General features: G+C 68.0%; 11 protein-coding genes. All 11 read right to left on the bottom strand.

Annotation, left to right across the window (positions count from 1 at the left end):
* Positions 1 to 2,331 carry a type IV secretory system conjugative DNA transfer family protein gene (locus BQ8420_RS21905; protein WP_087101040.1) on the bottom strand — a complete coding sequence of 777 codons (2,331 nt, stop codon included), beginning with the start codon at positions 2,329 to 2,331 and terminating at the stop codon, positions 1 to 3.
* Entirely contained in the window at positions 2,331 to 4,199 is a 1,869-nt protein-coding gene (locus tag BQ8420_RS21900) for a VirB4 family type IV secretion system protein (protein ID WP_087101039.1), read from the bottom strand. Before BQ8420_RS21900 ends, BQ8420_RS21905 begins: the two co-directional genes overlap by 1 nt.
* 12 nt (positions 4,200 to 4,211) lie before the next feature.
* Positions 4,212 to 5,144 (bottom strand): PrgI family protein, encoded by a 933-nt coding sequence (locus BQ8420_RS21895; protein ID WP_087101038.1) that lies wholly within the window; start codon positions 5,142 to 5,144, stop codon positions 4,212 to 4,214.
* A gap of 39 nt (positions 5,145 to 5,183) precedes the next feature.
* Positions 5,184 to 7,058: a hypothetical protein gene (locus tag BQ8420_RS21890; protein WP_143847457.1), complete on the bottom strand. Its 1,875-nt coding sequence runs from the start codon at positions 7,056 to 7,058 to the stop codon at positions 5,184 to 5,186.
* 122 nt (positions 7,059 to 7,180) lie between these two features.
* Positions 7,181 to 7,573, bottom strand: coding sequence for a hypothetical protein (locus tag BQ8420_RS21885; RefSeq protein ID WP_235006411.1), 393 nt, complete (start codon positions 7,571 to 7,573; stop codon positions 7,181 to 7,183).
* 120 nt (positions 7,574 to 7,693) lie between these two features.
* Positions 7,694 to 8,521, bottom strand: a complete 828-nt coding sequence (locus BQ8420_RS21880) for a hypothetical protein (protein WP_087101036.1) — start codon at positions 8,519 to 8,521, stop codon at positions 7,694 to 7,696.
* Between the two features lie 429 nt (positions 8,522 to 8,950).
* Positions 8,951 to 9,553: a phosphotransferase gene (locus BQ8420_RS21875; protein WP_200816043.1), complete on the bottom strand. Its 603-nt coding sequence runs from the start codon at positions 9,551 to 9,553 to the stop codon at positions 8,951 to 8,953.
* 233 nt (positions 9,554 to 9,786) lie between these two features.
* Entirely contained in the window at positions 9,787 to 10,776 is a 990-nt protein-coding gene (locus BQ8420_RS21870; RefSeq protein WP_087101035.1) for a thiopeptide-type bacteriocin biosynthesis protein, read from the bottom strand.
* A gap of 33 nt (positions 10,777 to 10,809) precedes the next feature.
* A complete protein-coding gene (locus BQ8420_RS21865) occupies positions 10,810 to 11,967 on the bottom strand; it encodes a lanthionine synthetase C family protein (protein WP_087101034.1) in 1,158 nt (385 codons plus the stop codon).
* Positions 11,964 to 15,005: a lantibiotic dehydratase gene (locus BQ8420_RS21860; RefSeq protein WP_087101033.1), complete on the bottom strand. Its 3,042-nt coding sequence runs from the start codon at positions 15,003 to 15,005 to the stop codon at positions 11,964 to 11,966. The genes BQ8420_RS21865 and BQ8420_RS21860 overlap by 4 nt, the downstream gene beginning before the upstream one ends.
* 92 nt (positions 15,006 to 15,097) lie before the next feature.
* Positions 15,098 to 15,265 carry an FxLD family lanthipeptide gene (locus BQ8420_RS21855; protein ID WP_087101032.1) on the bottom strand — a complete coding sequence of 56 codons (168 nt, stop codon included), beginning with the start codon at positions 15,263 to 15,265 and terminating at the stop codon, positions 15,098 to 15,100.
* Between the last annotated feature and the right edge of the window lie 2 nt (positions 15,266 to 15,267).

Below are 15,267 nucleotides of genomic sequence, written 5' to 3'. Positions count from 1 at the left end.
TTAACTTCCCCGTCGCTCTTCCGGTTGCGCTTGGGCCTCGGGCCCATGCGCGCGGGCGGCCCGGCGCACCTGGGTGGCCCTGCCCTTGGTGCCCTCCGGTAGGGGGCGGGTGCGCACCGTGACTGCCCCCAACTCCTTGGCCCCCACCAGCGGGCGCACCGCGGCCTGGAAAGCGCCCAGGTGGGTGAGGTCGTAGGCGCCCAACACCGGCTGGGTGTGCTGCTGCAGACTCACCGCGTCATCGGGTGAGGCGGAGAAGTAGATCTTGGAGCGGGCGTTGGCCGAGACCGCTTTGCGCAGATCCCCTGGGAGTTGTCCGAGTTCTTGGTGGGCCAGGGTCAGGCCGAGGCGGTAGCCGCGGGCTTCGGCGAGCATGTCCTCCAAGGACCCGGGCAGGTTCAGGAAGTTCTGCGCCTCATCGATAAACGCGCACAGGTCCTTGCGCTGGTGCTCGGGTGTGTGGATGCGGGCGGTGACCGCCTGCCAGGTCGCGGCCAGCGCAAAGCTCCCGATCAGTGAGCTGGTGTCCTCACCCAGGCGGCCCTTCGGCAGGCGCAGCAACACCAGGTGCCCGGTGTCGAACAGCTTGGGAAGGTCGATGGTGGAAGGCCCAGAGGCCACAACCTGGCGCACCCATTTGCGCAGCAGCGCCGTCCTCAATTTGTTCAGCACCGGCCCGGTCACCGACGACCTTGCTGAGACGGTCAGGCCCGAGTACCAGCCCCAGAAGTCCGCGAGGGCTTCGTCCTTGCCGGTGTTCTGGACGACTTTGGCCATCACCTCGGTGCGCAGGTCGTCGTTGGAGAGCAGGCGCGGCACGTCCCCCAGGGTCAGCGCGGGGTCCTTAGCCCGGGTCAGGGTGAGTGTGGCGGCGCGCAGGATGTCGTCGGTGCGGGGTCCCCAGTACTCGGCGTAGATGCGCCGGAAGATCCCCACCACGGTGTCGGAGGTGAAGTCCGGGTCCGGCCCCTGAAGCAGGTTCAACCTCGGTGGTGCGGCCTGATCGTCGGGGTCGAACAACACCACCTTGTCTACCGCGTGCTCGGGTAGGCGGGCCAGGATGTCGGTGATCAGGTCCCCGCGCGGGTCGATCACCAACCCTGCCCGCCCCGCTTCGGCGTCCTGCAACACCAGGTTGGCGAGCAGGGTGGACTTGCCGGAGCCGGTCTTGCCGAGGATGTGGGTGTGCTGGCGGGCCTCCACCACCCCCAACGCGACGGGCCGCTTGGTACCGGCGTCGGCATCCCCAACGATCCGGGTGTTCTCACCCCCGCGCGGAACAGCCGGTGCCGGTGCGGCAGGGCGGGCTCCGGCGCGGGCCAGGCCGGGGACTGACGTGTCGGTGGGCAGGTGTGCGATCCCGGCCAGCTCGGCGGTGGACAGCAGTGCCCCGCAGGCCAGGAACCGGTTCGCCGCCCACCAGCAGGGTTTGAACATGTAGCTGCGACGCAGGTGGTTGGTGCCCGAGGTGAACGCGGCGAACGCCGAGGCGATGCCGTGGGCGCGGCCCCGCAACCGCTCCTGGAACTCCTCCCCCTCGTGGGTGGTGGTCAGGATGTAGGACAGCGAGCACGCCAGCCTCGGACTGCTGGCTTTGTTCAGGATCGCGCGGATGTCATCCCCGGTCCCCGGCAACGACACCGCACGCCGTGACCCGCCCCCGGCACCTGCTGGGGTGAAGGCGTCGACCATGGCCGTGCCCATCCCGGCGTGCCCCGCCAAACGGGCTGCTGCCTGCCGGGCGCGGGCGGCCCGCCACCCCGTGACCGGGCGGGCGGTGATGCGCACCAGGGCGTGTTCGCCCTCGACCAGGTCCTCCATCGCACCGAGCAGGGGGCGGGCGGGGTCGTCATCGAATTTGGTGCGCAGCGGGAACACCTCCGCGCGGCCCAGGCCCAGGTGCCCGCCGGTGGTGTAGGCCCCTGCTGGGAACAGTGACTCCTCTGGGTTGAGGTGACGGGTGGAGGTGGTGGCGCCGGGCCAGGCCGCCGAGATCGCCCGCTCCACCGTCCCCGGCGGCACGATTCCGGGCACCCACACCTGATAGCGCACCCCGGCCGCCGAGCCGATGATTTCCAGAGCCAGATGCGGTTGGAGCAGCCAGCGCGACCAACGCGGGCGCAACAACCCCATGGTGTGCTGCCAGAACGCTTTCGCGTTCTCCAGGCTGGCCTCGGGTGGGGGCAGAATCTCCACCACCCGAGCCTCCTTGGACAGGTGGACGTGGCGGGCCCACCTGAGCCCGAATACGGCCGCGCCCACCAGGGCACCGGTGAGCGGGATCGCCGCGATCAGGAGGAAGATTCCCCCGCCGAGCAGGAAGCCGAGCATCACACCACCTCTTCTTCGATGTCCTCGTTCTGGTCCCAGGCACGATCGGTCTCGTCGTCCTGGTCGTGGCGTTTGAGCTCAGCGGACGCTGCTTCCGCTTCGGCGCGTATCGCGGCCAGTTCGGCGGGGTCGGAGGTGATCAGGGCGTGCTCATGCGCTGAAGCCAGCGGGTGGAAGCCCACCCGTTGATGGCCCGCCACCAGAAGGGCAGAGCCTCGGGGTGCGGTGCCCACCAGGTGGGTCTCGCCCGCCGAGAGATGGAAGGCTTCGGCCACAGCGTCGAGGTTCTGCGGGGCTTGTTTGAGCAGGACCTGGGTGGCGGCGTTGGCGATCACCACCCGGCCCAGCTCCGTAGAGAGCACGTCTCCCACGTCTTGAGTAATCAACGTGAGCCCGCACCAGTGCTTGCGTCCGGCCTTGGACCAGCGGGCCAGGTAGCGGGCCGCGGCCGGGTCCTGGAGCAGAAGCCACGCCTCATCGACCACCACCATCCGAGGCCGCGCGGGTCCCGGTGCGGTGACGTTGCGCCAGATCGTGTCGAGTGCGAGCAGCACCCCGACCCGCCGCACCTGTTCGGGTAGATCCTTGAGGGAGACCACCGTGAGGTGCCCGCCCACCTGCGCGGTAGAGGCGCCCTCGAACAGAGCCGCGTGGGAGCCGTGGACGAAGGGCTCGATTCGCTCGGACAAGCTCTGGGCCCCAGCAGCAGGGGCCGCTCCTGTGCTGGGGTCGGTGGCGATCTCCTCCAACGCCTCGGCCAGATCCGCCAGAACCGGCGCAGGCCTCTCCCACGTGGCGGGATCACGGGTGATCCCCGCAGTCGCGTAGGCGGTCACGATCGCCCGGTCCAACACGCTCTTGTCGGTCGCGGTCAGCTCGCCGACCATCGCGCTGATCAGGGTGTGCAGGAACAGCGCCCTGGACGTGAACGAATTGCCGTCCTCGCCCTCGCCGGAGGTGGGCAGGGCAAACGGGTTCAGCCGCCCCTGGTTCGTGCCGAGGCTGATGGTGGTGCCGCCCACCGCCTCGGCCAGACGCAGGTACTCCCCCTCAGGGTCGATGACCGCGACCTCAACACCCACCAGCAGCGACCTGAGGATCTCCAGCTTGGCGAGGTAGGACTTGCCCGCACCGGAGCGGGCGAGGATGACGGAATTGTGGTTGTCCAGGTCGCCGCAGAACCGGTCCCAGGCCACCAACCCCGACGAGTGGGTGTTGGTGCCGTAGACCACGGTGGTCTCCCCCAGGTCCGCCACCAACTCCGGTGAGGTGAACGGCAGTGTCGTGGCCACCGCGTCGGTGTCCATCGAGCGGCCCATCCCCAGGGAGTCGGTGCCCAGCGGAAGCGTGGAGATCCACCCCGCCAACGCACGGAACGTGGAGGGGACCGCATCCACGAGCAGTGAGTCGCACAGCGCTTTGACCTGCTGGAGCTCGGCCTCCAAATGCTCCAGACAGGTGGCGTGCACGGTGATGTAGACCGCCACCCGAAACAGCTTGCCCTGACCGGTGGCGATACGGTCGGCGATCTCGGCCGCATCGGCCGCTGCCGCCAGCTGGTGCGGATCCTCCACCCGGCCCTGGCCGGTGCTGGTGCGATGCGCCGATTCCAACCGGGCCCGGCGTTTGCGCAACTGGGTAGCAGCGCGGGGCGCGGGCACCGGGTCCAGGTGGAAGCTGATGTCGAGCTGTCCGGGGTAGGCCAGCAAGGGTTCGGCCCACCCGACCGCGACTTCGCGCGGGTAACCGGTGACGATGAGGGTCTGGCACACCCCGCCTTCGACCTCCAAATGGCGGGCCCCGACATGGACGGCCGGACCACCCAGGGCGGGCGAACCAACGTGTTTCCACAGGCTGTGGATAGCCATTGCTCAGTCCTCCTATTCGTTGGTGATGTCGGTGTCGGGGTCTGCGTCGTCGGGGTCGGTGTCGGTCAGGTGTGTGCCGGGGGCGCTCATCGCCGCCCGTAGCGCATGTTCGGCCGCCTCTCCGTCCAGGACCTGGGTGCGCACCCCGAGTGCGGCGAGCCGATCCGCCACGTCTTCCGTGCGGCGCCGCAATGCCCCACCGGTGCGGCGGGCGGGCCCGGTGGCGGTGACCACGACCAGTACCTGCTGATGGGACAGCTCGTGAGTGGCGGCGATCTCGTCGAGGAAGTCGGCGTGCGCCGCCGCGGCACCGGCCAAAGCAGGGTGGGGAAGATGGTCGGCGTTGGCACGCACCATCGCCACCAGCCCCGACAGATCAGCTCGGCGGCGTTGCACCAGGATCTGGATGGGTTCGGTCAGCGAGTCGAGGACCCCGGCGAACGCCGCCACGACCTGGTCCTGTTCGCGGCCCGAGGCGAGTTGGAACGGGATCGTGGTGCAGGCGACGATCGCCGCGCACCTCCCTCCCAGGTCGATCACCCCGCTGGGGGCAACCGCGGCGGCGGGCAGGCGCAACGGCGCCAGCTTCGGTTGCATGAACCGGGGTGCCCAACGCGGCAACGTAGGGAGTTCACCGGAAGGTACGGGTACCAGGTGCTTGGGCGAGCGCTTCCACGCCCAGGCGTTGGCCAGCACTTTCTCCAGGCCCCGGCCGTCGCGTTCGGCCAGCGCGATCGCGATGACCACCCCCAAGAGGGGGGCCAATACCAGCGCGAGTACCCACAGCGGGATGGCCTCACGCAGGAGCAGGTAAGCGACCCAGGCTCCGGCCAGGGCGGGTGCGATGATCAGGCACTGGCGGGTGGTGAGGTTGAACAAGATCGGTTCGGGTCGGTCGATGTCAGCGGGGATCCGGCCCCGCCACGCAGACGGCTCTTCAGGCACATGCTCCCTTTCGCGATATTCGTCGAACGCGGGTAGTGGTTACGTGGTGTCGCGGCGGGGTTTGGGGAAGAGCCCGTACTGCTTCCACCCCCGTTTCGGGTTCGGGAAGAGCGGCCTCTGCCCCTTGACGTGAGCGGGTTTGCTCCACTGCACCGGCGGCATGTCGGGTAGGTGACGCAGCCTCGGCGCGGAGGCGGGGCGAGGCGCGGGTTCGGGAAGGCCGAGACGTTCGGTTCCCTTACGGCCGGGGATCCGGACCGGTGGCGGGGTGGGCAGCACGCCTTGCCGCCACCGGCGCTGCGGCACCCCAGCAGCACCACCACCCTGTGGTTTGGCCCCAGACGGTGAGGGGCGTGCGAAGAGTGTCTGCTGTCCGGTCGTGGGTGATCCGGGCATACGGCCCTCCTCCAACGCGCGGCGAACAGGTGCGGGTGAACCAGGGCGTGGCGGCGGTACCGGCGGCAACGCTTTCTGCCCCGGCAGAGCAGGTGGCGGCGTGCCCGGGTCGGGGCTTGGTCCAGGCCAGGGACCGCGAGCCCCGGGCCCGGGGAGAGCGCGCCGACCTGCGGTGGTCAAGTCCCCGATCGGTTCGGGTGGGTCGGTGCGGTTCCGGTACCACCACGCCTGGGATTGCAACGGTTGAAGACCGTTACCGGGCTGGGGCTTGTACCGGGGCAACGGTTTCCCCGAAGCGCGGTGGGGCCGACCGAACTGGGGTTTACGCAGCCCCAGGTCCAGGCCGGTGCGGAACACTCCCGGCATCCGCATGGAGCCCACAGAGCGGAACGCCATCATCCAGGCGATGTTCTTCAGCAACGCCGCGATCGGGCTCGTGCCGGGGTTGGGTTGCCAGACCAGCTTCATCACCCAGGAACTGATCCGGATCTGCACATACAGCAGCACCAAGAGCAGCATCAGGTTCATCAGCCACCCGTCCTCGCCCACGTCCTCGGTGGTGGGCGAGGCGAGGACACTGCCGGCCAACGTGACGGTGCCCGAGGCCGCCGTTCCCAGATCCAGGTGCTGCACCTGGCCGGGCGCCGCGGCCGCATCCGGCATGTTCCCGAAGATCGTCATCTGGCCCTCGAAGAACAGCTGGGCCATCGCGATGTAGACGATGGCCTGGGCGATGGGGATCGCGCACAATCCCACCATCGACTTCCACCACAGCTCGGCGAGGCGGTTGGTGTGCGGTAGCGCGTGAAACATCAGCAACAGGGGTGCGGCGATGACCAGGACGATCACCATGCAGATACGGACCGCTTCGGTGATCATCCACACCACCAACATCACGACCACGACCACGAGCAGCAGCAGGATGAAGACGACGGCTTCCATGAGCAGCACATCGATGCGGTCGCGGAAGTTCTTCGCTGCTTCTTGTGGGTCGATGCCCGCCGCTCCGACTGCTTGGGCGATGTCATTAGAGGCTCCGACCATCTCGGTGGCCAGCCACAGCGACAGGTTCGATGCGGCGAACCCGAACACGAGCCGGGGCAGGATGTCCCCGATCGCGTAGCGGGTTTGGACCGTTTGGTATCCCATGACGATCACTCCGCCCGCGACCACCAGCAGCAGGTACAGGATGTTGCTCGTGGTCAGGATTCCGGTGTGCAGGGCCTTCATGCCTTCGGTGGGCAACGGTGTGTGGAACGCCTTCTCCGCCAACCAGCCCAGGGCCGGGTTCAGCCCGGAGACGACGAAGTCCGCGAACCAGTTGCTGACGTGGCATCCGCCGTCGGTCAGCCCGCAGTCGAAGATCTTGTCATCGGTCTCCAGCTCGACCGATTCCTCAGGAACCTCCTGTGGGCCACCTCGCGGTTCATCCTCACGTTCGTCCTCCGGAGGCGGCAACGGATCATCGGTGATCTCAGGTTCCGGCTCTGGAGCAGGCTCCGTCTCCGACTCAGGCACGAGTTCTGGTTCAGGGTCGGGTGCTTCAGGTAGTGGCAGCGGATCATCGGAAGGCGGAGGCAACGGCTCATCCGAAGGCGGGCCTGGGTCCGCCGGAGCCCGGCCCCGCATGCTCGCCGGACTCACTCCCCACCACCGGCCTCACCGGCGGCCAAAATCCACTCCAAGATGGCCATCAGCACCGTGGCCAGAACCGCGATCCCATAACCGAAGGCCACACCGCTCAGCGCCCGTTTGGCTCCATCGATCGCGCCCGGTTCGCCACCAGCGACCAGCCACCGCACCCCCGCGATCGTGAGGAAAAGGGTCCCGAGCGCGGTAGCGAGCACCATGATCACCAAGTAGACCCGGTTCACCACAGCCACCAGCGGCGCGACCGTGGCTTCGGCTGACTCATCCGGCCCCTCGACGTCTCCTTCGGTGGTGGCCCACACCCATGAGGCGTCGTCAGCTGTGAGCAAGCTCCACACGGTGGCGATCAACAGGGCGGCCATGATCACGAACAACCTGCGCACCTATCCCCCTTTTTCAGTACCGGGCTCTTTGTCGCCCACCTGGCTCTTCTGTGTCCGCTGCTCGGGAACCGGCAGGCCCACTGGTCGTACCGGGGTGGGCCTACCGGTCTTCTCACTTGGTTAGGAAGCCAGCGGCCAGCCCGGATTCGACACCGTGGTCTCGACGGCTTCACTGAAGGGGCGCGCATACGCGGACGAGATCGGTGTAGCCACCGCTGCGGGCTCGCCCCCGCGAGCTTGTCCGGATGCCGGGCGCAACGCGGCGGCCAACCGTGCCTCGGCACGCTGGCGGCGTTTCGCCAGGGTCTTGTAGCCCACCCCCGTCTGGGTGGCCAGAGTCACCAGGGAGACCCCTTCCAAGCGGGTGTGGGCGATCAACTCGGCTTCGGTGGCTGTCAGGGTCCCGGCTCGCACGGCCGCGTCCAGGACCGGCTCACATGAGCGGGTCGCCGCGAGCTCGGCCTCGGTGCTGACCTCCCGCTCATCCAGCAGCACCTGCTGGGCGGCGATCTGGGCCCGTTTGCGCTCCCCCAGGGCTGCGCGGCGCACCCGGCACAGCAGGAAGTAGCCCTGCCCGGCGTGGTCGATGTTGGCAGTGCGGATCTGACGGATCGCGGCCGTGACCACCTCGGCTTGGAGGTCCGCCTCGCTGGCCTGGTCCAGGCCGCGGCCGGCGTGGCGCACTGCCGAGCGCAGCATCGGCATCGCCAGTCCCAGCGCGCCGGCCATCCACTCCTGGGAGTGGCGGGCAGCACGGAAGGTGTGCTGCCACACCGCGTCCCGGAGCTGGTTCACGGTCGCCCGGTCCAGCAGGACCTCACGGAGCTCAAAGAGCGAATACGTGCGCTCTTCCAACAAGGGGTGCACGTGGGTGCCGTGCAGGGTCAGGTGTGTGGGCGCGATCGCGACGAAGCTGGATTCAATTTCACAAAGCAGAGAAAGGTTCATGTGTTCCCCCTGGAAGTGCCACCGGGATCCGACACCGACCACTTAAAGACACAAGGGACTCAGGGGTTACTCAGAACGGGCTCACAGCACGCTCAAACTCGACTCAGAGCAGACTCAGAAGTGACTCATCAGCACCAAGGGAAGGTAAAGTATTTCCTTCTAGGATCTTTTACCCGCGACGGGTGAGTCATGCAACCAGGAGCGGACTCAGAGCTACTACCTGCGGATATGCTGGATTCACTGGATGACTCAGATACTTGCGCAGTGGACTCATGAGTCACCGTGAGCATTCACTAAAAGGCTCTCTAAGAAATTCTTTCTAGAATCTTTCGACACGCACTCAACGGCCCATTGAGGAACACTGAAACAGCTTCCCGGGGTGCGAAGCGGCAAAGATGGACAGAAGCCGAACAACCACGGCAGGGGTACTCATCGGGCCCGTTCAAGAAGGTGCGAGGCGCGCCGGAGGAGAGGAGTTCGGAGCTCGGTTTCCTCACTCCTGACAGTGAGGTGCAGGAGTTCGGTGATGGTGACCAGCTCGGCGAACCGCCCAGCGGGGGTATCGAGGATGTGTGCCAGTTCCTTTCGGATCCGTGCGGCCGCGGAGGGTACGAGCAGGCTGTAGCTGTGCAGCATGGCCGCGTCGTAGCCGGTCGGAGCCACTCCCCATCCCTCCCAGTCAAAGAGGATGAGGGCCGGGGCGCCGAGGTTGGCGAAGTGGAGGTCTCCGTGGGCGGTCGACCACGAGGGAGCGACGGTGTCGACGGGTGCCCCGAGGTAGCGGGGCATGGCGTGGTCGAGAAAGGGCTGGAAGGCGGTGCGCCGGTGTGTTCGCACCCGCGAGATCGTGTGCAGGGCTCTGCGTAGTCCGTCCCACCAGCTCGGTGGCAGGTCGGGCTCGTGGGTGAGCACTGCCGTCTTTGAAGCGGCAGGAGACGAGGCCCTGTCGTACAGCTCGGCCCGGTAGGACCATGATCCGTGGTTCCAGTCGTGCAGGTCGCGCAGTTTGGGGCGGGGCAGCGTGGTGGGCATGGCCTGTTCGGCGTCAACGACTCCGTTCCAGAAGGTGGCGACGATCCGATCGGTTGGGGCGCAGGCCAGGCGTAGCCATGCCGGGCCGTGTGCCGTGGTTACCGGCCGACTCAGGGTTCGCCCACGCCACCCCCACATCTCATCAGGATCTGAGGTGGCCGTGGCGTGGAGCGCAGCTCGTGCGCGTGTGTGTGCCGCTCTCATCCGGGCGGCGGTCTTGGGGTCGGGGTGTGTCAGCATCTGGTCCCTTGTGAGGGTCCCGGTTCGGTGTCCATCAGTGCGGTGCGGGCTGCGTGGGCGAGGATGCTCTGGGTGCGTGCGGTTAGGCCGATTCGGTTCCAGTGGAAGATCACGTGGTGGGCCAGGACGGCGCGTAGGCCGCGTTGGAGGGTTCCGGCGTGCGCAGCTTGGGACAGTGCTCGTCCGGCGGAGGCGAAGTCGAGTATCCAAGGCACGGTGAACGCCAAGGGGTTGTCCGGGGATTGCGTGGGGTGGTGGGCGGTGAGGAGCCGGCGCAGGGGGACGCTCAGTTCTGGCATGCGCTCAGGCGGAACGTCCTCGGGGAGGGGACGCATCCGCGCGATGCGGTGCCAGATGTCGCCTTGCTCGAACTCGTCCTGGCCCGCGCCTCGGAAAAGAGCGCCGCACAGCATCGTCGACAGCTCGCGGCGGCCGAGGACGGTCGCGTGTGCGTTGAGGTAGTCGAGGATCGCGCGGCTGTCGGTGTGGAAGAGGTCGTGGGCGGTGTGCATCGCTTCGGGTCCGCCGAAGGCGAGGGTTTCGGGTTCGTAGACGGTTCGTCGCCAACGGATGACGGCCTCTGGAGTGGAGAAGCCGTCGAGGATTCGTTTGAGCAGGTCGTCGCCGGGAGTGGTGGTGTCACTGAGCCGCAAGCGCAGTCGCCAGCAAGGCGCTTTGCGGATGAACCACCAGGAGTCCACGAGTCCTGACTGTTCGGCGTGATGGAGTCGGGGTGTGAGTCGTTCGGTCACCGTGGTTTCGGCCGTCCGCCAGTCGGTGAACTCGATGTGGACCTGGTGCCAGCCGTGCTCTTGGGCCTGTATCTGGAGGGCGGTGGCGCCCGCTTCGGTGTAGGCCTGGACTGCCTCCTCGAGGTGGTCCGTTTCCACTCCGGCACGGAAGGCGGCGCTCTCCGGTGGGGTCCCGGAGAGCACGTCGAGAACTCCTTGGGCGAGTGGATGCCCGGTGTCGGAGATTTCCACGGCGTTGTTCTCCTTCCTTAGGTACGGGGCGGGTCAGTTGATCAGCAGGCAGGCATCCCACCCGGTGACCGGGGGCAAGCCTTGAGTTGCGGTCATCTGGGCCAGGGTGACTCCCGCCTGTCCGTCGAGAAACCCTTCTGTGTCTGCTTGTTCCTGGTCGAGGCGGTCGTTCAGGAACGGCAGGTGGTGGGCGATTGCCGGGGTGAGCGCGTCGGTGGCGGTGCGGTTCGCGGTCTGCGTTAGACCGGCCCAGCCGTGGCAGAGGCCGGGGTCGTGAACGCGGGCGAGCTGGTTGGGGTCGGCGAGGCAGTCGGCGAAGGCCTGTTCGGCCATGCGTTGGCGGTCGGTGTCTGCGGTGGTGAGGGCGGCGAGCTGTTGGGCTCGGGCCAGGCCGGGTGTGCCGTAGCACCAGCTGGGGCGTTGCGGTCCGCTCTGGTCGGTTCGACTGTTGCGCAGCTCTTGGGAGGTGATCCACTGTGGCCACCAGGTGCCGGTGTCGTTTTCGCTACGCCAGGAGTCCAGCCACGCGCAGATGAGCTCGATGGCCTCGCTCTGCCCATCGACGGTGATCTGGCGTAGCTGGGCTTGGGCGAGGAGGGTGAGCGGGCCGGTGATGCCGTGGGCGATCCCGAGGTTGGCGTGGCCGCCGGGGAAGTGGGCGGAGGTTCCACGCTGGGGGTCGTGGTGGACCCACCAGCCGGGGAGTCTCCGCCCATCGATGACCAGAGGTCGAGTGAGGCGGACCAGGTAGGTGAGGATGCGTCCGAGCACGTCATCGGCGGGGTCGTGGTGGAGCAGGTGGGCGCCGATCCCGGTCAGTCCGTGCAGGAGGTCGTATTCGGCGAAGGCCGCGGGTTGTGCCCTGTCGATCCGGGCGTGGGCGAGGTCGAGTCGGCGGTGGGCGAGGCGCCTCACCGCCGTGTCGATGCGCTCTGTCGCCGCAGCGTAGCGGGGCGCTCCGTCGGCTTGGGCCGTGTGCAGGACGAACGCCAGTGCGGGGGCTCCGAAGTACAGGCATGCTTCGTCTGCCGCGCTGACCGGGTCTGCGGCCGCTTTGTGGACCTGGGTGTGGGCCCTCTCCCAGCTTCCTTCGCCGGTGTGGGCGTGCTCGATGTGCATCAGTGCGGTGCCGATGGTGCCCGTGGCCAGGGACTGGGATTGTGCGGTGGGGGTTGCGGTCTGGGCGCTCATCGTGTGGTCTTCCTGGCGAGGTCGCGCTGGGCGGCGGCGCGGACGAGGTGGTGGGTGAGTTGTTCGCGCTGCGGGTCGGCGCCGAGTGCGCGGGTGTGGTGCAGGTGCAGCAGGGAGCGCAGCACCGGTTCGGGGTCACGCTGGGAGGCCAGGCGGGCACGGTAGTCGCTCAAGGCGGTGCGTCGGTGCTGCCAGGCCCGGAGCACTTCCTGCCCGGTGGGCAGCGCCTGGAGTGCTTCTCGGCTCTTGTCGGGATCTGCAAGGTGCAGTGCCTGGTCCCGCACGACGCGGTCGAGCTTTGGTGCTTCGTGGGGGAGATGGTCGACGAGCCATTCGACGGCCTCCCGGGCGTTGGGGGTGTAGGAGGTGGCGAGGTCGTACATTCCGGCGACGGTGACCACCTCCCCGGGAGTACCCGCCTGTGCGGTGTACGCCGCTTGGGCCAGGGCTGCTGCGGAGTCCGCGGCGAAGAGCCGTTCAGCGGCGCTCATGGCCGTTCCGTGGCCGTAGCGTCCGGTCTGCGGGTGGTAGGTGGCCAGTTGGAAGTGCGGGACGAGGCCATGGCTGCGAAGAGTGGCAGCCCAGGCTCCGATCCGGGTGACGGCGTCGCCGTACCCCCGCTCCGAGCGCAGGCGGAAGTACAGGGCGAGGTGTTGGTCTCGGTCGGGGTGGGTGAGGTCGTGGTGTCGTTCGAACCACCAGTAGTGCAGCTCCGGCCACTCGTTGACCAGGTCCGGCAGGTGGCGCAGGAGGATGGTGTCCTGGCGAGCGGGATGTCCGTGGATCTGTGCGTGGACCACGTCGGAGAACCCCGGTAGCTTCCCCTGTTCTGACGGTGTGACGGGCGTGCTCGGTCGCTCGGTCTTCAGTGGAGGGTCGGCGGCCGTGTGGTGGAAGGGGACGAGGATTTCGTGGGCGCGTCCTAACCATCCGTTGGAGTCCGGGGAGGGTCCTTCACGGAGTTCGACGGTGCTGGTGCGCTCCAGCCGTGCCCGTAGCACCTCGCGGTCCAGCGGGCGATCCAGGTTCAGGGGGAGGCGCATTTCCGCGCTGCACATGACGACCTCCGTGGGCGCCCCCAGGCGCTCCCGCCAGGTGCTCAACGCCTTCACCCAGGCAGAGTTCGGCGCACCTGGGCCGGGGAGGCTGTCCGTACTCAGCCTCCACCGGGCAGCGGCCAGGACGGTACGCCCGCGTCGAAGGCGGGGCAGGAAGGGCAGGGATGACGCCGCTCCCCAGTCAAAGGCCTGGTAGACAGCGCAGCGACCAGTCGGGGCTTCGGCGAGGAACCGTGCCAGCGCAGGTGTGAGCACGGCGGCCTCGAGCGCGTGGGTCACCCGTGGTTCGACGTAGCGGCCGGTGGAGAGCTGGAGGAGCCTGAGGTGGCGCGCGTCGGCGGTCAGGGCGAGGTCGTGCAGGCCGATGACGTCACCGCCGGGCACGTGGTGTTCTGCCAGGGGGATGATCACGGGCAGGAGCCGGGAAGTGCGGACGGCGTTCGCTGTACGCCGCTGACGTGGCGGAAAGGACAGCTGCGCGGTGACCGTGCCCGGTTCCGCGGGAAACGTATAGCTCTCGGCGAGGCCCGACCTCGCGGAGGCGGACAGCAGGTGGGCGAACCGGCCGGCCATGCTGCTGCCCGGTCGCGGAGCCGAGGTGACCAGAAGCCGGAAGTCCCCTCGGTCCACGGCCCCTGCTGAGGGGGCGTGTAGTTGGAAGGCGAGCTCGACCCGGGAGGGAGCAAGCACCTCCTGTGGTTCACCCAGGGCGATCTCATCGACCATGCTGTCCGTCAGGACCACTTCTGTTCGGCCGCTGAGGGCAGCCTCTTGAGCGAGGGCGAGCAGGTACCGGTCACGCTCGGTCAGGGCCGGCCGAGCGCTGGTATGCGCAGAGCCGAGATAGTCGGCGGGCAGACCCAGACCGGCATCGGAGACGACCTCGACCACCGGGATGACGGCTCCTGGGCCGTAGCGTTCCCGGAACCTGGAGTGAAAGTCCTTCCACCGCGGATAGCCGTAAGGGTAGGGGCTCAGGCGGATCAGCGCGGCTGCGGCTGCTTCGGCTTCCCGAAACACGTTCTCCGGCAGGGTGATGCCGGCGTCCAGCACGGTGTCCACGACCGACCCGACCTCACTGGGTGACTGCCGATGGCATTCGAGGCCCCGGTGGGTCTCGCGGAGTTCGCTGACGATGTCGGCCGTCTCGGGAAGCTCCTCGGCTCCGTACTTGTCCAGGTGGGTGCACAGGTAGGCGAGGGCGTCGGGCTCACTCATCGGGGCGCGCAGGCTGGTGATCAGGAAGTTCTGTGCCACCAATGCGGCCAACAGAAACCGGGTCTGTTCGCGCGGAACGTTCGGATACTCAGCGACCAAGGCATCGAGGAGTTCCCGGAAGAGCAACGGAACCTGAGCCGCTGCCATGGCGGCGCGCACGGGCGGAGTATGGCGGATCGATACCTCTTGAGGCGCTATCTCCCTGGGTCGCTGGGAGCTGGGCAGACCGGGGATGACGAGCCGGTCGTCTCGGACGAACGCGGTGGCATTGGCGATCACCGGCAGCAGGTGCAGGAGTCGGGGCTGTTGTTCCAGCCGGTCCACGGCTCTCTCCAGCCAGTCAGCACCAGCACGGGCGATCGTGCGGTGGCCATCGCCCCAGCGCACCCGTGTCTGAGTGCCCGCTTTCACCTCGGCCACTCCGGCGAACAGACCGAACGGAGTGGCCCTTCCCCGCCAGCGCAGCACGTAGGAGCCCAGCGAGCGGACCAGGCGGCGGATGCGTCGCGCGTCCATGGTGTGCCCGGCCACCACCCGTCCAACCTGCTCGAACAGAACGGGGCTGGCGTGCTGGACGGCACCCCGGAGGCGTTCGTCGCGCCACACGTGCCTCAACCAACGGTTCCCCTGTTCGACCGCGTCCTCAGGCGCACCTGATAGGTCCGGGGCATCGGGCAATCGGAGGTCCCGGGGGTAGGTCGTGGCCCGGATCAGGGGTGGTCCTGCCCGGTGGTACAGGGTGCGGTCCGCTCTCGGTGCCATCAGCAGGGGTCCTGCCTGTCTCGCTGTGTACAGGGATAGTGGCGGGTCCGGGCGAGAGCATCGCCCGGACCCGCCGGGGAGCGATACCGGTGTTAGGCCGGGTCGCTGGCGAAGGACACGCAGGCGGTCCCATCGCATGTGGAACCGCAGTTGTCACTGGTGCTGCGGAGCAGTCCGGGCAGCGGCTGGGTGGCTTCCTCCACCACCTGGATGTCGAGCGTGAAGTCGTCGAAGGCGTTGGGGGCCAGGGGGTTCACCATGG

It is taken from the genome of Nocardiopsis sp. JB363, from assembly GCF_900143625.1.
In the GTDB taxonomy this organism is placed as follows: Bacteria; Actinomycetota; Actinomycetes; order Streptosporangiales; family Streptosporangiaceae; genus Nocardiopsis.
This window is presented reverse-complemented; position numbering and strand designations above follow the sequence as displayed.

Excerpts from the sequence above, each read along its gene's own strand:
- BQ8420_RS21905 (WP_087101040.1), bottom strand. The coding sequence starts at position 2,331 with ATGCTCGGCTTCCTGCTCGGCGGGGGAATCTTCCTCCTGATCGCGGCG.
- BQ8420_RS21900 (WP_087101039.1), bottom strand. The coding sequence starts at position 4,199 with ATGGCTATCCACAGCCTGTGGAAACACGTTGGTTCGCCCGCCCTGGGT.
- BQ8420_RS21880 (WP_087101036.1), bottom strand. The coding sequence starts at position 8,521 with ATGAACCTTTCTCTGCTTTGTGAAATTGAATCCAGCTTCGTCGCGATC.
- BQ8420_RS21875 (WP_200816043.1), bottom strand. The coding sequence starts at position 9,553 with ATGCCCACCACGCTGCCCCGCCCCAAACTGCGCGACCTGCACGACTGG.
- BQ8420_RS21865 (WP_087101034.1), bottom strand. The coding sequence starts at position 11,967 with ATGAGCGCCCAGACCGCAACCCCCACCGCACAATCCCAGTCCCTGGCC.
- BQ8420_RS21860 (WP_087101033.1), bottom strand. The coding sequence starts at position 15,005 with ATGGCACCGAGAGCGGACCGCACCCTGTACCACCGGGCAGGACCACCC.
- BQ8420_RS21855 (WP_087101032.1), bottom strand. The coding sequence starts at position 15,265 with ATGGTGAACCCCCTGGCCCCCAACGCCTTCGACGACTTCACGCTCGAC.